Here is a 19,191-nt window from a genome sequence, read left to right as displayed (position 1 = left end):
TTTAGGGTCGCAAGGGCTGACAGGGCAAGTCCCCCGACTCTTTATGCTGTAAGAGCATTGCACTGTCAGCTCAACCCGCCTTCGCCAGGCAATATCGCGGACAGTCCTTGGCATGTGAGCTTCATGTTCACCAACAAGCGATGCCAATAACAATCGTCATGGAGATATAGCAATGGAAGGGCCTAAGCAAACCTCGCAGGACATGTGGAATGGGGAGGACGTGCTTGAGCCTAGCTTCATCACCATTCGCCGGCCGTTGGAAAGCGGCTTTTGCGTTGACCTGTATCTTCAGGTCTTCGAAAAAGTCTCCATGGACAAATGGCGGTCACTGCCCGAAGACCGATGGCATCACCTAGCAACGATCGAGCCTGGCTGGATTACGATGTATCCCATCTACACCAACCCACACACTCAGCGCTATCGGAGCCCTAAGAACGGAAACGTGGGTTGCATCCTGTACAGCCATCAGTCGACGCGCGACTTTCCAGACACTCCGGATGATGCCGTGCTCTATATCGACGTCAGTCTCCCTCGCAAACTGTTTGATTCCTGTGATGAAGGGCTGGGACTTGTGAAACAGCTCACCCCGCTCTGGCGAGGCTTGCGATTCGCTCCTGGTTTAAAAACCCTAGTCATATCGGATGATAGTGACACCTCGATCACAGACGACATTGTCTTTGTGAGTGAGGCGAGGGTGGATGAATGCCGTAGAACATGCATGCGGATTACCCGGGCCCGAAAAAAGAGTGAGACGTCAGCCCAGTTGCACTGGGTGATGAGCCAGGTGTTTCCGACGCTGATGCCCAATGTGGTGTTCGAAGGCAGCCGCCCTGTACTGGTGAGCGATACGAATGCTCGTAAGGTCGGCAATACAATTGCACAAGCTGCTGTGCGAGCCCGGCGTCACCAGCTTAGGGAGATGAAGGTCGGTGTCGAGATGCTGGCGAAGGAAGCGCCTCGCGAACTTTTCGAACTGCGCGCTGAGATCGAGAGGGTTACCTTGGCTGTGATGATCGAAAAGTTCGAGACCATGCTTGGCCAGAACCTCAGCGAGGGGCACTGGCAGCAGTTCTTCGAGGCCAATCTGTTCATCCTAGGGATGGTGTTCGCGCGCCCGGTGGCACTTCTGCATACTCAGTTCCATGCCCGGGGATCCATGGTCAATGGCGCTGGCGCCCACATCGGCGACCTGCTTTTCGCGCAGGGATGCGAGCTGGCCATCGTGGAGATCAAGAAGCCTTCCACCCCACTCATGCAGAGCAGGGCGTATCGCAATCGCGATGTTTTCGGCCCACATCTGCAGCTCAGTGGAGCGATTACTCAGGTACTGCATCAGCAAGGCCTGATTCGCTCCAACTGGCTGTCACACCTGCAAGACCCGACGATGCGAGACTTGCAACCAGACACAGCGAGGTGCGTCGTCATTGCAGGTACCAAGCCAACCGAAGAGGGGCGCCGGCGCAGCTTCGAGATCTTTCGCAACGCCTGTAAGGACGTCGAGGTCGTCACCTTTGACGAGTTGCTTGGTAAGCTGCGGATGCTGGCTCAGCACCTGGTACCCGTAGATCCAGTCGACATCCCAGACATTTTCTGAAGAGCAGGCCGCGTGAGATCTCGAATGAAGATACACAGCTCGGAGAACTTCTGCAGCGCCTGGCTGAACTCGGTATCGAACCGACTAATGCGCTGGAAGAACTCCCCACTGTAGTAGAGCTACAGGAGTGGGTATCCACGGTTAGCACATCCATGGATCGGCGAGTTGGCAGTACTACCGGCTACCGGGGAGGAGCAGCGAGTCCTAGCGATCTGAAGATTTGAATGACTGCGCGCAAGAACAACTTGTGCGCGGCAGTCCTTGGCTGGCCGCTTCGAGGGAGCAGTTGGCGAAGAAGATTAAGCGTTGAGGCCAGCGGCAGTAGGTCAGACAATCTCAGTGCTATTAGGCAAAAGGAGTAACGCTCGCAGGGTTAAGACGGACGCCTTGCGGGCAGCTAGATTTCCGACAGCCGATCTCGAATAACAATTTGCTACACGTAAGTCTAATAAGACAAGTGGTGCCTAAACGACCTATCCCAGAAGTGGCTGAGGAGGAGCAATGCCAAGGCAAGATAGCGTTAATGAATTCGCATGGGCGATCCAGAAATTCAGCGCACGGGCTGAATAGTATATTTAGCTCAACTAAATAGTTATTTAGTTGAGCTAAAAAAGCTTACTGAAAATAACCCTGGTAAAGAGCAGGGCAGCTTGCTAAATGCTAACCACGCCACGCAATGAAACGTCGGTAGGCATTTTCGGCATTTGATTTTCGCACAAGTTTGATTACGTCATCCATCCCCATTGTCCTTGCGCTATGGTGCATACCTGTTTCTCTCAACCAGAACAGACTCGCTTTACGGAACCCTGACTCAGGCGAGACTTCATATCCGCTTTCGGTAAGCCGATCAATGACAACCTGACATACAGCTCTGAATAACAGTCTCGCGTGAGCTGAACTTATCGAACCCTTCCCACGAATCTTCCCGAACAACAATGTGTGATCACGCTCCAGTGGAAGGGATTTTCGGCCAAAATTTTCACGATAACGATTCACGTAATTAGTTACAAACTCGGGATGGATTTTCCACGCGCGATTGCCCGGAAAATGATCTTCCACTAAATCGTAAGTTCCATCGCGCATAAGCCCCAGCGCACTGAACGTTAGTTTACCCCCTAAGCTATCGATCTCAGATGGCTGTATCCTAAGATAATAAATTGATGCCATCATGAGTAGCGTACGTTCATTTTGTATGTCCTCATCCGCCATGTCACTGAGCGTCAACATCAAGACCGCAAACTCTTCGTCAGTGAAAACATTCCCACCTGTGTGAACGGGAAGACTTAAAGCGTAGAAGCCGGCAGCGTGGAGCCTTCGCGCAGGATTGACTGCTATAAGTTCACTGTAGTGCAGATGCAGAAAAAAAGTCGCAATCACAGACCACTGTTTAGCGAGCGCGCCACTACCAGCTATGTACGTTAAGCGAGTACCGTCTTCCCCAACAGACTTCTTATCAAAGCTAAACGGACGCCAGGCGGGGTTAATTCCTATCACCTGTTTCGTGTCGCCGAGAGTGAATCGCCGACATGACCTATCTGCCACCCAAGATTCGGGGGGAGATGTGCAGAAGCTCATAAAGTCCTGAATGTCGCCCTCATTCAATTCGGTTATGGGTTTTTTTACCTCCAAAATGCTCCAAAGCAAAAGTCGCTCGATATACCTTCGGTAGTTTGAATAGCGCGTAGATTCAGCATGCTTAATCAAAAACTGCTTAACCAGCAGGTAGCTTTTCGTCGGCAGACTGCTGGCCGGACAATTGTTGAGAAAACGCTGAATTACAGGCAGCTCATCATCAAGGGTATCTGGGTCTAGCCGTGAAAATTCTTCCAGCGCTTCAAAGCAAGGGCGGGGCATTGATTCCATTATTTTTCTACCAGTCTCTGAAAGTTATTCGCGATTTTTCAAACCCAGTTTTTTAAGCGAGTACGAGCGCTTATTTTCATAACTGCTGTAGTAGATGTCCTGGGTAGTGGACAAATTGTTGTGGCGTAGATCCATCTGCAAGTCTTTTGAGTCTCGCCAAGGAGCATCAAGTGTCGCAGCTGTATGCCTAAGCCAGTGTGTGGAGGCCACCCGCAGAGCTTCGATTTCGCCAGGTTGGCGATCTTCGTTAACCATTTCATTAACAGCCCGGTCGAATAGCTTTTGGATGATCAAATGAACCATTCGAGTTGATAAACCTGGACGACCATTCAGAGTCGCAATAAGAGGTGTCTGCTCATTAGGTAATGGCAGTTCAGAAAGTCCCATGAACCGTCGGTAGCGCTTAAGATAACGATCAATGTATTCGGGTCTCACAGCCACCTTGGCGGCTTTGTCACCCTTACCAACGAGGTGAAACCACCAGTTGCCTTCGTGATCTGTCTTGAATGAGCCCATTGTGGGCTGCCAATTCACCCGACCACAAACATCTGAAACGCGTAGGTACATCGAAAACAACGTGGCGGCAATGAATAGGGTGCGTTCGTGTTGTTCAGGAGCCATTGCTGCCATTTTTTCAGCGGTGGTGAGTACGAAGTCCCATTGAAGAGGCGTGAGCGCACGTCCGGTTTGCTCCATTGAGCGCGAAGTTTTGAAGCGCGATTTCTGTTTGATCGCCCTGAAGGGATTGGTTGACGTTAGGCCCTCATCGAGACCGTATTCGTACAAGCTGCTGCAAACCGAGAAAACTTGGGAAATGCTCCCTCGTGATGGCTGGTATGGAACGCCAGCAACGGAGCCATCAAGATCAGCTGCATTGCCTATGCGATTCGCTGACTTGACTGTGAATGGGTGCCAACGTGGATTTGGGCACAGCTCTAAAAATTTGTCGGATGCCACGATCAGAAATCTGCTACGTGTCACGGGGCCAAGTCAACCTATAGGTGGGGTCATGCAGAACTCCAAGAAGGCTTCGGCGTCTGCGCGACGCAGCTCCATCAGGGGCTTCTTTCTAATCAACAATGCCCAAAGCAGCAGGCGCTCGGCATGGGTGCGATATGAAACGAATGTCGCCTCGACGTTGGAGTACGAACGCAGAAAACCACGGACAGCTTCGAAACCATCCATGGGTTTGAGATGTGCATCAAAATTCGCCAGATAGTTCATCACCAGCGGTAGGCACGGGTCGGGTTCATCGCAAGTGTGATTGACGAATTCTTTATAGGTGTTAAACAGCGGATACGGGGCCGGCATCTTGTTATCCTTTACGGGATACTGCATTGCAGACTTCCGATTCTGGGAGTTATCGGAAGTAGGGGACTTACTCTTTCGTTTTTCGAGGCGAGCGCGTCCATCTGCCTGGATGAATCACTCATCACCTAGCCCTTACCATTTGATCGATGTCATGTAGGTTATACACAGCAAGCCTGGCTTTGCAAGTACGCTATTGGAAAGCTTCACAGGCGGCCAGGCAAATAACTACGCTTTAGTTATATGTTGAGAGTTATGGTCGAATCTGAATTAGGAAATCCCGACCCCACGGCTGCACGCCCTAAGCCGTGCGGGATCAGTACTTGAACTGTCCAGATCTTGAGAGGCGCCACTGCTGCTTTAGATGGATGGGCTGGCCTTCACGAAAGACGTGACCTAGGAGGTCACTTTTAAAAGATTCGGGCATTTTTAAAAGTGTTTATCTGTACATCTGCGTAAATACGGAGGCACGGCAATTCTTCGCCATATTTAACGGGCTTGACCATTTTTAAAAGTTTCGCCATTTTTAAAAGTTAACATTTTGAATGTGTAAGGGCTCCTTGAGAACGACCAGTTATCAGCCCATGAAAAAGACTATTGAAATTCAAAACCATTAGTGATTTATAATGAAGCTTCTTCGAAGCTTCAGCATTTAAGCCACCTTTAGATAGTCTCCTTCCGCGTATATAGCGCTGTTCTAAACGCTTGAATCTCTCCTGAGCTGACTATTGGTCACGCGCTCCAACATCTATCCACGCTACGCACGCCGACGAAGTTAGTCCGCAACCAGGCTGAGTCTTCACGCCGAGGGCGAGGTTCAGATCACCTCGGTATGGCTCCCGAGTTTTCTCCTTGATATTCGACCTTTGTAGATAATCGTGCATCGGCGGTTGAGACTGAAACGATCTGACGGTGAGCGATTGAGCCTATGCGGCTAGTCACGTGTTTCGAGCGCGTCTCAGCTCTCAGCAAATCGCAAACCGTTGCATTCATTGGGCTACAGGCGTGGTCACTTTTAAAGGGTTCAGCCATTTTTAAAAGAGGTCTCGCATCCTGGCGCTTTGTTGCACTGAACGAGCCTGGTCGAAATGGACGCTTAGCAGGACGCATGGAAGCCTTTTTGCTCGGCATACGGCGTCTCGATCCCACAAAAAATGACCAAACCATGCGTTATGGCCGATGCTGCCAGAATTAAAAAACACTGAAATGGAGATTGCCGAGGGGATTGATTGCTCGCGAAGGCGCGGAGTGCGAGGCTTTCGGGGTGGAAACGCTAGGCGCCATCTTAGGCGCCATCTTTAAGGGAGGGCCACAAGCGGCACATTTTAAATAGAGGGACCTACAGCCAACAAAGATCAGGTCGTTTGAAAGCGATGCTGGAGATCGAAATGGCGCGCGCAACCGGGCTAGCTCCGTAATATTTTGTTACGTGTAATGTATATTATGTTAAATTATGTGTCTGGACGGAACTTTACCAACCCCTACCTGATGTCACGCATCCTTAAAAAAAAGAAAAATCCTTAAAAATAATATTTAAAGGAAATCATACGGTTAGAGAAGTTTCGAACGCTGACTCCACTTAAGTTTAGAGAGTGGACCTTTAAAAAAGATACAACTTCTGCCCGTAGCCACACTAGTGCGTGTGATTTTCGTATCCTTATAAAGGATAATTTCCACGCAAATTATTTTTTTATACGGCTACATCCAAGCACTACTACTGCATCACGCTATAGATGAAGGCCTCACGGAAGCAAATCCGTTCCGTGCTACCGACTGAAATCAATCTACACAGCGGCATACATTGGGCGTGGCGTCTCGGTCCTTAGCGGTGTCAAAGATAGCCTTGTACCACTACCGTGATGTCATAGTGTATGTCTTAGCTCGACCACTCTACGCACCCGCCAATTTGCCGAAGCTCCTTCCTACGATTGGGCAGGATGATCGCCTCAACTTTTTCCCGATACACAGGCGCTGATCAAATTCCTGGCCTATCTTTGTCTGCGACGATTCGTTTATGCGCAAGCCTTGGGCCTCCATTTCATAAGGGATTTCGAATGAGTGCACTGACCGACCTCAACGCTTTGCAGGCCAATATCTCTGAGTCAGTGCTCGGGCAGAATCAGGTGATCCGTCAGATTTTGCTGGGGTTGCTGGCTAACGGGCATTTGCTGCTGGAAAGTCTTCCAGGATTGGCCAAAACTCGCACGGTGAAGGCGCTATCCAAGCATCTTGATGCAAAGATGAGCCGCATTCAGTTCACACCGGATCTGTTGCCATCAGATATCACTGGCGCAGAGGTACTGCATCAGGTCGAGGGTCGCAATGAAATCCGTTTCCAGCCTGGTCCGCTGTTTGGCAATCTGATTCTGGCAGACGAGATCAATCGCGCACCGGCCAAAGTTCAGGCCGCGTTGCTTGAAGCGATGGAGGAACGACAGATCACCGTAGCCGGCAACAGTCATCCTTTGCCAGAGTTATTTATCGTAGTCGCGACCCAAAACCCCATTGAGCAGGAAGGCACCTACCCGCTGCCGGAAGCGCAAATGGATCGTTTTCTGATGAAAGTCTTGCTCGATTATCCCAGCGCTGAAAATGAAAGTCAGGTGCTGCGCCTACTACGCGACGAAGAATTCACCAAAGGTTCGAACACAGCGTCCAAGAACAACTTCGAGCTCGCCCAGGATGTGATCTTCGCAGCGCGTAAGGAAGTCAGCGCCATACATGTTTCGCCCGCCATTGACCGTTATCTAATCGACCTGATCAATGCCACCCGCTATCCGGCTGACTATGACGAAGATCTGGGCCGCTGGATCAATATTGGCGCCAGTCCGCGTGGTGGCATCGGCCTTGATCGCTGCGCCCGCGCCGATGCGTGGTTGCTAGGCCAGGACTTCGTCTCGCCGGATAACGTGCGCGCCGTGGTGCATCCGGTGCTACGTCATCGTATACAGCTTAGCTATGACGCAGTGGCCGATGGAGTGACGGCTGACCAAGTGCTGGATCGGATACTGGACAAGGTAGCTATTCCGGCATGAGCAGTGACGGGTTTGTCTATGTATCTCTCGCCCAATTGATGGCGTTGGAGTTTCCGGCTCGAGGGCTCAGCTTTGCTGCGCGTCAACCTCAGGGCAGCATTCTCGCCGGCAATCATGCTTCGCGCTTGCGTGGCAGAGGCCTGAACTTTGACGAATTGCGCCGTTACCAGCCCGGCGACGATTTGCGGCATTTGGACTGGCGGGCTTCGTTGCGTACCGGCAAGCCTGTGGTGCGCACTTTCACAGAAGAACGCGACCGCCCTGCTCTGATTCTGGTCGATCAACGCATGTCGATGTTCTTCGGCTCTCAGCGCAGCTTCAAGTCCGTCGTCGCTGCCGAACTTGGGGTGCTGGCTGCGTGGATTGTATTCAACGCTGGCGACCGAGTGGGTGGTCTGGTGTTCAACGACTCCCGTATCGACAGCATTTCACCCCTCCGCAGCCGCAAGCGAGTGGAGGCATTATGCAGTCGTATCGCTGCGCAGAATCAGGAGCTTGATGCGTCCAGTCCCGATGCCGAAGACGCCGATCAACTCGACAAGGTTCTGCAGCGTTGCCTGGCGTTGGCCGGCCATGACCACTTGATATGCATCGTCAGCGACTTCGCAGGTGCGGGTGAGCGTACGTTGCAACTGATGCGGCAACTGGCGGCACACAATGATGTGATTGCCATGCAAGTCTATGACCCGATTGCGATAAATCTGCCAACCGACGGCAGGTTGTTGGTGACTCAAGGCGAATTACAGGTGGAGTTGGCGGTGGGCCGCCGTCAGGTGCATCAACCACTGGGTGACTATCTCGGCGGACGGCTCAAAGATGTTGCCACCCTGCTCCGCCGCAGCCAGATACCGTTGATGATGTTCAGTACTGCCGAAGAGTCGCTCACTCAATTGCGGGCAGAGCTGGGTAAACAACCGGGGGGACGACCATGAGCGCGAACGTTCCGAGTGTCGCGCAACTCAAGGAGTTGGCGCTGCCCCCGCCCGTCAGCTATTCGCCGCAAACCTGGGGGTGGTGGTTGCTATTGGCGACTTTACTACTGGCTGCCGTAATCATTGGCACCAGGCGCTTGATTCAATGGCGTCGTGATCGCTACCGGCGCGAGGCGCTGGCACAGCTAGAGCAGTTGCGCACCAATAGTGACGAGTTGTATGCGCTCCGGGAACTGCCTGAACTGCTCAAGCGTGTAGCACTGTCTATGCAGGGACCAAAATCGCTTACCTCGAGCGCCGCTGCTGCAGCGTTGCAGAGTTCTGAGTGGCAGATTTTCCTTCAAGCCCACGTCGATCAGCCGCTCCCCGAGAAGTTCGCGCAACAACTAGCGACGCTGGCCTATGCCCCGGACGCCACCCTGCTCGCCCTCCCCGCCCCCCGGCGCGATGCATTATTTGATACTTGTAGACTATGGGTGGAGCGCCATCATGTGGCAGCTTGAATATCCATGGTTGCTGATTCTTTTGCCGTTGCCTTGGGTTACTTACCGTTATCTGCCCGCCTACCGTGAAGCTCGAAGTGCTTTGCGCGTGCCCTTTTTCAACGCAATGAGCCGCGCGGTGGGTGAGACGCCGTCATCTGCTGGCAGCCGCGGCAATCGCTGGCAATTGCTGTTGAATCTGGTGATATGGGCGCTGCTACTGGTTGCCGCCTCTCGCCCCGTGTTCATTGAAAAGCCTATCGAGCGACAACAACCCGTGCGGGATCTGCTGCTGGCCATCGATATTTCGCAGTCAATGGAGACCGAAGACTTCACTGACGCCAATGGACAAAAGACCAATCGCCTGGCTGCGGTCAAAGCAGTCGTGCAGGGGTTTATCGACAAACGCAAGGAGGATCGCATCGGTTTGATCGTATTTGGCAGCGGCGCATACCCTCAGGCGCCATTGACACTCGATCACGCTAGCCTGTCACTGTTGCTGAACGACACTGGCATTGGCATGGCGGGGCCCAATACCGCGATCGGCGATGCCATTGGTCTTGGCCTCAAAATGCTGGAAAAAGCCCAGGAACAGGAAAAAATCCTGATACTGCTCACCGACGGTAACGACACCAGTAGTGCAATTACGCCGGGTCACGCCGCGGAAATGGCCGGTGCCAAGGGCGTAATGATTCATACAATCGGCATTGGCGATCCCGGTGCTACGGGCGAAGCCAAAGTCAATCTGAGCGAGCTGGAGCGTATTGCCAAAACCACAGGCGGCCAATTCTTTCGGGCCGAAGATCGCACCGCGCTTGATCAGGTGTACAGCACACTCGACCGCCTCACCCCGCACCAGGTCAAAACTTTTAGCCACCAATCCCAGCGTGAGTTGTTCTTCTGGCCGATGGGGGCGGCGCTCGTATTGTTGGCTCTGTATCACATATCCGCGCTGCTCGGGCCCCGTATGGTCAACTCGAGCCGGCGTCAGGAGGTGTGAGATGGACATAAACCTCAGCGACTTCCATTTCCTGCGTCCGCCATGGCTTCTGTTGGCTGCGTTCGGAGCACTGCTGCCGTGGATCTGGCGCCAAAGTCGCGATCTTCAGCGCAGCCTGCGTGGCAAGATTGCAGAGCATTTGCTGCCACATCTGTTACTCACGCCACAGGACCGTCAACGACTGCGGCCGGTACATTTACTGTGCGCCCTGCTGGTGCTTGGCGCAGTGGCTGCTGCCGGACCGACCTGGGAACAGGATCGCCCGGACTTTCTGGAAAATCGTGCACCGTTGATCATCGCCCTCGATCTGTCTCCGTCGATGGACGCCAATGATATTCAGCCTACGCGGCTGGAAGCGGTCAAACATAAACTTCATGACTTGATTCAGCGAAGAGCCGGCGCCCGCACCGGACTGATCGCCTACGCAGGAACCGCACATCTGGTCTTGTCTGCGACGAACGACCCAGAATTGTTGGACACGTTCATCCAGGCGCTAGATACGGGACTGATCGAAAAGCAAGGCAAGGACGTTGCGGCGGTGATCGAACAAGCGAAACGCTTGCTGGACGCTGAGAAAACCCCTGGCACCCTGTTATTGATCACCGACGGTGCCGACACCACCCAGTCAGAGAACCTCGGCAAACAGTTGCAGGGCGGCTCGCTTCAGGTTCTTGTGCTGGCAGCCGGAAATGAAAACGGTAGTGTGATTCTCGACAGCAACGGCCAGCCTCGTACCGCAGCTGACGGGCGCCCTGTAATCGGCAGTTTTGATCCGGCCGCGCTCAAGGATTTGGCTGCTGCCCTGGACGCACCGCTGGGCAGTCTGACACTTACCAATGATGATCTGGACTGGATCGAAGGACACGCTCAACAACACTTTCGTAGTGCCAGTGAAGAACAGCGAGTATTGCACTGGAAGGATGCCGGTTATTGGTTGTGCTGGCCGCTTCTACTGCTGGCGTTGTTCAGTGTTCGCAAGGGGTGGAGTGTCAACTGGATGCCGGCGCTATTGCTGACAATCGGGCTCGGATGGCCGAGCGCACCGGCGCAGGCAAACGCGCTGACAGATGCTTTTCTCACCCGGGATCAGCAAGGGCGGTGGGCGTTCGAACATGAGCATTTCCCCCAGGCAGCAGCGCTGTTTACCGACCCGTTGTGGAAAGGTATCGCAGCCTACAAAGCGGCCGATTACGACTTGGCGCTGACATCATTCGCCCGCCTCGATACGCCGCAAGCCTATTTTTATCTGGGCAACATTTATGTGCGCCGATTCAAGTTCGATGAGGCGATTGCCGCTTACTCTCAGGCATTGAAACTGCAACCGCAGTTTCCAGAAGCCAGCGCTAACCTCGCTTTGGCGCTGGCTTTGCAGAAAGATACCGAAAGCGCCGAGCAAAATGCCCCCGATACCAAACCGGACCAGGTCAAATTCGACAAGGCACCGGGAAAAGGCCAAAGCAAGACGATTGAAACCGAACAGGCAACCTCGGATGCTCTGTGGTTACAAAACCTGACAACCTCCCCTGCGAAGTTTCTCAAGCAGAAATTCCGCTTGCAGGACCAAGCAGGAGCCACGCCATGAGACTCACCGCCTCACTCGCGTTGACCTCCTTGTTGCTGTGCAGCGTAAGCGCCCTCGCTGCCGAGCCCCAACTCAAGGTCCGGACCCATTTGCAGCCTGCCGATGGTGCAATGGTCGGTGAGATGTTGGAGTTACAACTCGACATCCTGACAGACACCTGGTTTACCAGCGCTCCCACCCTGCCTGAGCTGGTACTTGATGGCGCGCGGGTATTACCTCCCGATGGCCAGGCCGAGCACCTCAATCAGACGCTCGATGGCCAGTCGTTCAGCGGCATGCGTTATCGCTATCTGATCACACCGAATGTCGCCCGCGAATTCACAATCCCGGCGCTGACCGTACGCGCCACACCGGGGCAAGCGACAGAGGAACAGAGCGCCTCCAGTCAAATAGTACAGTTCAGCGCGGCCCAACCGCCGGGCTTCGAGCCGGATGAAATACCTCTGGTTGCAACGGGACTGCGATTGAGCCAACGCATAATCAATTCAGCCTCGCCCTTGAAAGTCGGCGACAGCATTACTCGGCAGTTGACTCTACAAGCCGACAATGCCCTTGCCATGACGCTGCCGGTGCCACCGTTGGGCACAGTTGACGGCCTGAGCCGTTATCTGAAAACACCCCAGATACGCAATCTGGACGATGGGCGGGGCTTTTTGCTTGGTGGTGAACGGATCGACAGCGCCAGTTACCGTATCGATAGCGCCGGCACTCACATGTTGCCCGCTATCAAAGTGAAATGGTGGGACTTCGGCACCCATCAGGTCCGTACCGCTCAAGTTCCTGCGGTGACGTTTGAGGCCACCGCAAACAATGCCTACAAGCCTGTGTTTTCGATCGCAGAAGACCTGCGGCAACTCGGGCAAGACAGCCGCTTGCACCTTTCCACCCGGTGGCTGAGCTGGCTGGTACTTGTGAGCTTGCTGATCGCCGGCGTCTGGTTCACCCGGCCATTGCTGACTCGTGGCTACCGCGCCTTGCGAACCCGTCAGCAAGCGCGCCATCAGGCACGATTGCAATCCGCCGATTACGCCTGGCGGCAAATCAGACCACAGGTCGAAGGCCAGCCTCCTCAACTGACTGCTTTGTATCTGTGGCTGCGCCGAGGTCGACTCGGCGTGAAGCTCGCGGCACTCGACCCACATCTGCAAACGCTGTTAAGCGCGGTCTATGGCGAAAAAACCAATAAAGACCAAGCGTTGCGTGAACTTCCTCAATCCTTGGCTAAGCTGCACAGTCAGGCCAAAGAGAAACAAGGCTTGCCGAAACCAGCCTTGAGACCGCTTAACCCCGTTCATGACAAGGATTACTCATGAGTATCCCGAATCTGCATCTCCGTCGTTTCGGTCTGATCCTGCTGTTGCTCATTGCGCTGCCAAATCTGGTTCAAGCCGGTGAGCCACTGCCTTCGTGGAATGACGGCCCATCAAAAAAGAGCATCATCGAATTTGTCCAGTCGGTAACCGACCAGACGAGCAAGGATTTCGTCAAACCAGCCGAGCGTATTGCTGTATTCGATAATGACGGCACTTTGTGGAGCGAGCAGCCGGCGTATTTCGAAGTGTTATTCGCATTCGACGAGGTCAAACGCACGGCGGCGCAGCACCCTGAATGGAAAACCACTCAGCCTTTCAAGGCTGTGCTTGAAAACGACCATAAAGCGCTGGCTGCGACCGGCATGGATGGGTTGCTGAAAATCGTCGGTGCGACGCACAGTGGCATGACTACAGAAGAATTCAATGACTATGCCCAGACTTGGCTGACGCAGGCCCGACATCCAAAGACCGGTAAACCCTATACCGAGATGATCTTCCAGCCGATGCTCGAGATGCTTGATTATCTGCGCAGCGAAGGTTTCAAGACCTACATCGTCTCTGGTGGGGACACAGGCTTCATGCGCGCCTTCGCCGAAAAGGTTTACGGCATCCCGCCCGAGCAGGTCATCGGCACAACGTTCGACACGTCGTACCAGTTCAAGGACGGTAAGGCATCCATCCTGCGCAACCCGAAGTTGGCGCATAACGACGACGGGCCGGGCAAACCCGTGAGCATCGACAATATTATCGGCCGACGCCCGATTCTGGCATTTGGCAACTCAGACGGTGACCTGCAGATGCTCCAATGGACTGCTGCCGGCGCTGGCAAACGCTTCATGGGTCTGGTACATCACACCGATGCCAAACGCGAATGGGCGTATGACCGTCAGTCGCAGATTGGTCGTCTGGACAAGGCACTTGATGAAGCCAGGCAGCGGGGCTGGACGGTTGTCGATATGGCGACAGAATGGAAGCGTATCTATCCCGCCGATGCGGGCCAACCTGCTCAGTGACAAGCGCTTTGTCCTCCAGGCCCCCGGTAAAGCCCGAGTAACGTTAAGCACTTTCGAATCGGAATAAGGCTGTCGTGCAATGTCTTCACGAGTTACTAGCGAAATCCCGGATATGTCTGTTGCTGGCCCCTCTCGTATAGCCCTGATCGTCCCCGCGCTTTTGCTGTGCATATCCGGTGCGGCGGCATTGATCTATCAAGTGCTCTGGATCAAGCAGTTGTCATTGGTGGTTGGTGTTGAGGTCTATGCCATCACCACGGGCATCAGCGCATTTTTCGCGGGTCTGGCGTTCGGTGGCTGGCTGTTCGGCCGCTGGGCAGATCGCCTGCATCAACCTGTCGTGCTCTACGCCATTCTGGAAGTGCTGGTTGCCGCACTAGGTGTCGGCGCAACGTTCGCACTTAGCCTTTCTGCCCCGGTGTTTGCCTGGCTGCAGCAGTATGTCGGCGTGCTGGCATGGATACTCCCCTTCGCTCTGGTGGGCGTCCCTGCTTTGCTGATGGGAGGTACGCTCCCCGTGCTGGTGCGATCCCTGGCATCAGCCCCGGGCAAGGCCGGCGGCCAACTGTACGCAGCCAATACCCTCGGCGCGATTGCCGGTACTCTGCTTGCCGCGTTTGTACTGGTTGCCACCTTCGGTGTCAGGGGCAGCGCGCTATTCGCCGCCATGTTCAATCTGCTGGCTGCCGCCGGCGCGCTCTGGTGGCAGCATCAGCAGCCGGTAACGAAGGCTGCTGCGGTCAAGCACCTTTCCGAGCAATCCCCCGATCGCACAGCCTTGTGGCTCTACGCAGTAGCCGGCGGTGTGGCCCTGGGCTATGAAGTGGTGTGGTCGCAGTCGATCGTGCAATTCATGAGTACTCGTACCTACGCATTTGCCGTGGTGTTGGCGACGTACCTTGCCGGGCTGTTTCTTGGAAGCGCCCTGCTCTCCCGCCGCGTTGATCGGATCCGCGATCCATGGGGCGTGTTTGGTTTGCTTATCGTCGCCGCCGGGCTGATTGCGCTGCTGGAAATCGCTTTGCTCGGACGTTGGTTAGTGATGGCGCAGAGTCAGGCCGAAATTTGGCTGCTGGCATTGGGCGCCAGTGAACTGGCGGGGATGAGTGCCCGTTTTGCAGTTGCCGCAATGAGCATTGTGTTTCTCCCGACCCTGCTGCTCGGGGCGGCGTTTCCTTTGGCGTTACGCCTCAGCGTTGGTCATGACCGAGTTGGCCGAGACGTCGGTGCGGTGGTCGCCTTCAACACCCTTGGCGGGATCATCGGGGTGCTGCTCTGCGGATTTGTGCTGATTCCCTTGCTTGGCCTGGTGCGTACTTTGGGCCTGCTTGCGGTCATCGCGGCGGGCATCGGTTATCTGGCGGTACGCAAAGCACACGGAGTGAAAAAAGGACGGCGCCAGGCTGTGGTTGCGCTCGGCCTGGTATCGGTAGCATTCGCACTGTTAACGCCAGTCGATAAGCTGGCGAGCCTGTTACCCGGCGCTCGCAATGGAACGCTGGCATTCTACGAAGAGGGTCGCGGCGGTACGGTTGCGGTGGTCACCCAAGGTAAAGGGCAAAACGCATTCCGGCGCCTTTATATCCAGGGGGTTTCAAACACCGGCGACGCGATGCCGTCACTGCGCTACATGCGCATTCAGGCGTTGCTGCCGTTGCTCATCCACAATGGCGAGCCCCGCTCGGCTTTGGTGATCGGTTTCGGTACCGGAATCACCGCAGGTGCATTGCTCAAATATCCAGGGCTGGAGCATCGAGTAGTAGCGGAATTGCTGCCCTCCGTGATCAAGGCCGCCCCATTATTCAAAGGAAATTTCAACGCGGCCAGTGATCCCGGTGTCGACGTGCGCCTGCGCGATGGCCGTCAGGAGCTCCTGCGCAGTCCGCAAAACTACGACTTGATTACGCTCGAACCTCCACCACCCTCCGCCGCCGGCGTAGTGAATTTGTATTCCCGGGACTTCTATCAATTGGCCGCCAGCCGTTTGCAGAAACACGGCCTGGTCGCTCAATGGTTGCCTTTGCCAACACAAAATATTGAAGAGTCGCGCTCACTGGTGCGCAGTTTTCTCGACGTATTTCCTTATGCGAATATCTGGACCAGCGAATTTCATGAAATGTTGTTGGTAGGTTCGATGGAGCCGATCGAACTGGACGTGACAAAAATCAGCCAGCGTTTTCAGCAAGATTCGGTGCGTGGCACATTGCAAGACGTCGGTATTGGCTCACCCGCAGCGTTGCTGTCAACCTGGGTCACCGACCGGGCCGGACTTGAGCGTTTCGCCGCCGATGCACCTGCTGTAACGGACGATCAGCCGCACATTGAATACGCACCATGGGTGCGCGCCAAAGAGATCACCCGGGTACTTCCAGCATTGTTGGACCTGTACGTTTCGCCTCCTCTGGTAAATGGTGACGAAGGCATTAACCAGCGTATGGAAGCCCATCGCCAACGCCTGATGCAGTTTTACCGAGCCAGCCTGCATGCCTATGACGGTGACCGAGACGCCTGGGCACGCGACATCCGAGAAGTCATGAGTGGTGACGGAGGTAATCCGTATTTTCGCTGGTTCGTCGGCCAATGATTACCTATTGAACATTGACACTCGCCTGCCAGCAGGCTAAAGCTGCATCAGCTCGAATACTTGCCTGAAGGCACATGGACCTGGACTACGGAAGTCGCAATGCCCAAGCATAAAAACAGAGCCGCACCGAATCAGCCTGACACCACACAAACCTCAATTTCTCGCTACCTGTTTCCCGTCACTATCGGCCTGCTGCTGGCAGCCGTCGCGGGAATCGGCTGGTTTCTACTCAGCCCGGCACCCGCGTCGAGCAAGTATGTGGAGGTCAGCCCCCCCGTGGTGCAACCCGCCAAGTCTGTACCGGTGGTCGCAGCCAAACTGGCGACGATGGTCGATGAACAACAATGCCAGGGCTGTCACAGCGAACAGGTCAAGGATTGGCAAGGCTCACACCATCAATTGGCCATGCAACCGGCCACCGCCGAAACTATGCTGGGTGACTTTAACAACGTCACCTTCAAAGCCGAAAACGAGACCACCCGTTTCGTGCGCAAGGGCGACGAATTCTGGGTCAATGCACCGGGGCTCGATGGCAAGAACGCTGATTTCAAAGTCGCTTACACCTTCGGCATCGCGCCGCTCCAGCAGTACCTGATCGAGGTCGGCGAAGGCCGCTTGCAGGCACTGGGTGTCGCCTGGGATACCGAGAACCATCGCTGGTTTCATCTCTACGCCGGCCAAGGTGTGAATTTCAAGAATCCACTGCACTGGAGCAAGCCGAGCCAGAACGCCAACTTCATGTGCGTTGAGTGCCACACCACCGGTTTCAAGCGCAACTTCGATGCCGCCAGCAACACTTTCGCCAGTCACTGGAACAGTCTTGGCGTCGGTTGTCAGGCGTGCCATGGCCCAGCGTCGAACCACCTTGAGTGGACAGGGAAGCAAACAGATCTGATCCATGGTGGTTTCGACGTCGACCTTAAGGACAAGAACACCACCGTCGAAATCGAGACCTGCGCCCGCTGCCACGCTCGCCGCGCGCCCTTGGGTGATGGTTACACCGTAGGAAAGCGTTTGATGGACGATTACCTGCCAAGCGCCCTCACCCGCGAGCTGTATTCACTGGACGGCAAGATCAAGGATGAAGTGTTCGAACATGGCTCATTCCTGCAAAGCAAAATGTTCGACAAGGGCGTGCGCTGCAGCAATTGCCATAACCCGCATAGCAACGAGTTAAAAGCACCGGGTAACGGAGTGTGCTTGCAATGCCATAACACCGCTGGAAAAGCCGCCGTAGAAGGTGTCGATGGTAAAGGCCTCCAAGCAAAAAACTACGACTCGGTCGAACACACCCGACACTCCATGGGGCAGCCTGGTTCACAGTGCATCGATTGCCACATGCCGGGCAAGTTCTATATGGGTAACGATTTCCGGCATGACCACAGCTTCAGTATTCCGAACCCGGAACGCGCGGCAAAGCTCGGTACTCAGGACGCCTGTTTGACTTGTCACCAAGGCAAGGCCGGGGACAAGATCACCGCGCAATTCAAACTGTGGAACAGCTCGACTGCTCCGCAGGCGCCGCGTTACGACGAAAGTCTGCTATTGATTCGCAATGGCCAACCCGGTGCAGCGCAAGCGTTATACGAGCAGTTGCAGCGCAGCAATCTACCGTCTATTCAGCGCGCGACGCTGTTGGCGGAGCTGGTGCTGTATCCGAGTGAACAAGCGTTGAAACTGGCAACACAGGACCTGAAAAATCCGGAGCCGCAAGTCCGTGAAGCCGCAGTACGCGCAGTCAGCGCGTTTCTCCCGCCGCCCGAGCGGACCTCTCTTTTGACGCCGCTACTGGGTGATTCGGTCAAAGCTGTGCGCATCGTGGCGGCACGGGATCTGTTGAGTGTCGCTCGCAACGGACTTGGCCCGGCACAGGCCAACTGGGACGCCGCAATTGCCGAGTACGAAGCCGTGCAAAAGAGTCTGGCGGAGCGCGCGGAAGCCAACCTCAACCTGGCGATGCTCTATCAAGCCAATGGTCGTTCCAGCGAAGTAGAGATGCTACTGCGCACGGCAATCAAGCGCGATCCGGACTTCTACCCCGCTTTGGTCACGCTTGTGCAATGGCTGGAAGGCAACAGCCGCAGTCAGGAAGCACAAGCCCTGCTTGACGAAAGCCTCAAACAACACCCTGACGCCGCGTTGCTGCACCATACTCGCGGACTGTCCTTGATCCGCGCGGGAAAAACCGCCGAGGCCATGCCATCCCTCAGCAAGGCTGCGCAACTGGAGCCGCAGAATGCACAGTACGGTTACGTTCTGGCAGTTGCTCTGCACGAGAATGGCAAAGTGGATGAAGCCTGTGCGCAACTGGAGCGTTTGCTCAAGGTACAACCTGCCAATCGCAACGCGCGGCTATCGCTGATCGAGTGGTATCTCAACAGCGGGCAGGAACCCAAGGCACAGGTAGTCTTGCAGTCCTGGAAGAAAATGAATATTGCGGATCCGGCATTGAAATGAGTGCGGTTACGACTTGTAGCCTAAGGTG

Annotated in this window: 11 protein-coding genes and 1 pseudogene; 10 read left to right on the top strand and 2 right to left on the bottom strand. The window is 54.8% G+C overall.

Annotated features, from left to right (window positions below; all coding sequences use genetic code 11):
- Positions 1-172: 172 nt before the first annotated feature.
- Complete coding sequence (locus AC0R79_RS15645) at positions 173-1,594, top strand: Shedu immune nuclease family protein (protein ID WP_474730436.1); 1,422 nt, start codon at positions 173-175, stop codon at positions 1,592-1,594.
- A 660-nt stretch (positions 1,595-2,254) separates the two neighbouring features.
- Here the strand turns inward: AC0R79_RS15645 and AC0R79_RS15640 are convergent.
- Positions 2,255-3,457: a hypothetical protein gene (locus tag AC0R79_RS15640; protein WP_474730434.1), complete on the bottom strand. Its 1,203-nt coding sequence runs from the start codon at positions 3,455-3,457 to the stop codon at positions 2,255-2,257.
- A gap of 24 nt (positions 3,458-3,481) precedes the next feature.
- Positions 3,482-4,795 (bottom strand): annotated as a pseudogene (locus AC0R79_RS15635) (tyrosine-type recombinase/integrase).
- A gap of 2,024 nt (positions 4,796-6,819) precedes the next feature.
- Here AC0R79_RS15635 and AC0R79_RS15630 point away from each other — a divergent pair.
- The 9 genes from AC0R79_RS15630 to AC0R79_RS15590 all read left to right on the top strand — a co-directional run bounded on the left by AC0R79_RS15630 (position 6,820) and on the right by AC0R79_RS15590 (position 19,163).
- Positions 6,820-7,800, top strand: a complete 981-nt coding sequence (locus AC0R79_RS15630) for an AAA family ATPase (protein ID WP_474730432.1) — start codon at positions 6,820-6,822, stop codon at positions 7,798-7,800.
- Complete coding sequence (locus tag AC0R79_RS15625; RefSeq protein ID WP_474730431.1) at positions 7,797-8,732, top strand: DUF58 domain-containing protein; 936 nt, start codon at positions 7,797-7,799, stop codon at positions 8,730-8,732. The genes AC0R79_RS15630 and AC0R79_RS15625 overlap by 4 nt, the downstream gene beginning before the upstream one ends.
- On the top strand, positions 8,729-9,235 hold the full coding sequence (locus AC0R79_RS15620; RefSeq protein WP_474730429.1) for a DUF4381 domain-containing protein: 507 nt from the start codon (positions 8,729-8,731) through the stop codon (positions 9,233-9,235). The genes AC0R79_RS15625 and AC0R79_RS15620 overlap by 4 nt, the downstream gene beginning before the upstream one ends.
- Positions 9,222-10,214 (top strand): vWA domain-containing protein, encoded by a 993-nt coding sequence (locus AC0R79_RS15615; RefSeq protein ID WP_085745684.1) that lies wholly within the window; start codon positions 9,222-9,224, stop codon positions 10,212-10,214. The genes AC0R79_RS15620 and AC0R79_RS15615 overlap by 14 nt, the downstream gene beginning before the upstream one ends.
- Before the next feature lies 1 nt (position 10,215).
- Positions 10,216-11,796, top strand: a complete 1,581-nt coding sequence (locus AC0R79_RS15610) for a VWA domain-containing protein (protein WP_474730427.1) — start codon at positions 10,216-10,218, stop codon at positions 11,794-11,796.
- Positions 11,793-13,109 carry a BatD family protein gene (locus AC0R79_RS15605; protein WP_474730425.1) on the top strand — a complete coding sequence of 439 codons (1,317 nt, stop codon included), beginning with the start codon at positions 11,793-11,795 and terminating at the stop codon, positions 13,107-13,109. Before AC0R79_RS15610 ends, AC0R79_RS15605 begins: the two co-directional genes overlap by 4 nt.
- Positions 13,106-14,122 (top strand): HAD family hydrolase, encoded by a 1,017-nt coding sequence (locus AC0R79_RS15600; RefSeq protein WP_474730423.1) that lies wholly within the window; start codon positions 13,106-13,108, stop codon positions 14,120-14,122. The genes AC0R79_RS15605 and AC0R79_RS15600 overlap by 4 nt, the downstream gene beginning before the upstream one ends.
- Positions 14,123-14,201: 79 nt before the next feature.
- Positions 14,202-16,706, top strand: a complete 2,505-nt coding sequence (locus tag AC0R79_RS15595) for a fused MFS/spermidine synthase (protein WP_134020013.1) — start codon at positions 14,202-14,204, stop codon at positions 16,704-16,706.
- Between the two features lie 99 nt (positions 16,707-16,805).
- Positions 16,806-19,163 (top strand): tetratricopeptide repeat protein, encoded by a 2,358-nt coding sequence (locus tag AC0R79_RS15590; protein WP_474730421.1) that lies wholly within the window; start codon positions 16,806-16,808, stop codon positions 19,161-19,163.
- The last annotated feature ends 28 nt before the right edge of the window (positions 19,164-19,191 follow it).

The sequence above is a fragment of the Pseudomonas sp. HD57-3 genome (assembly GCF_056113135.1).
Note: the sequence above shows the minus strand (reverse complement) of the source record. Positions and strands in the feature narration are given on the sequence as shown.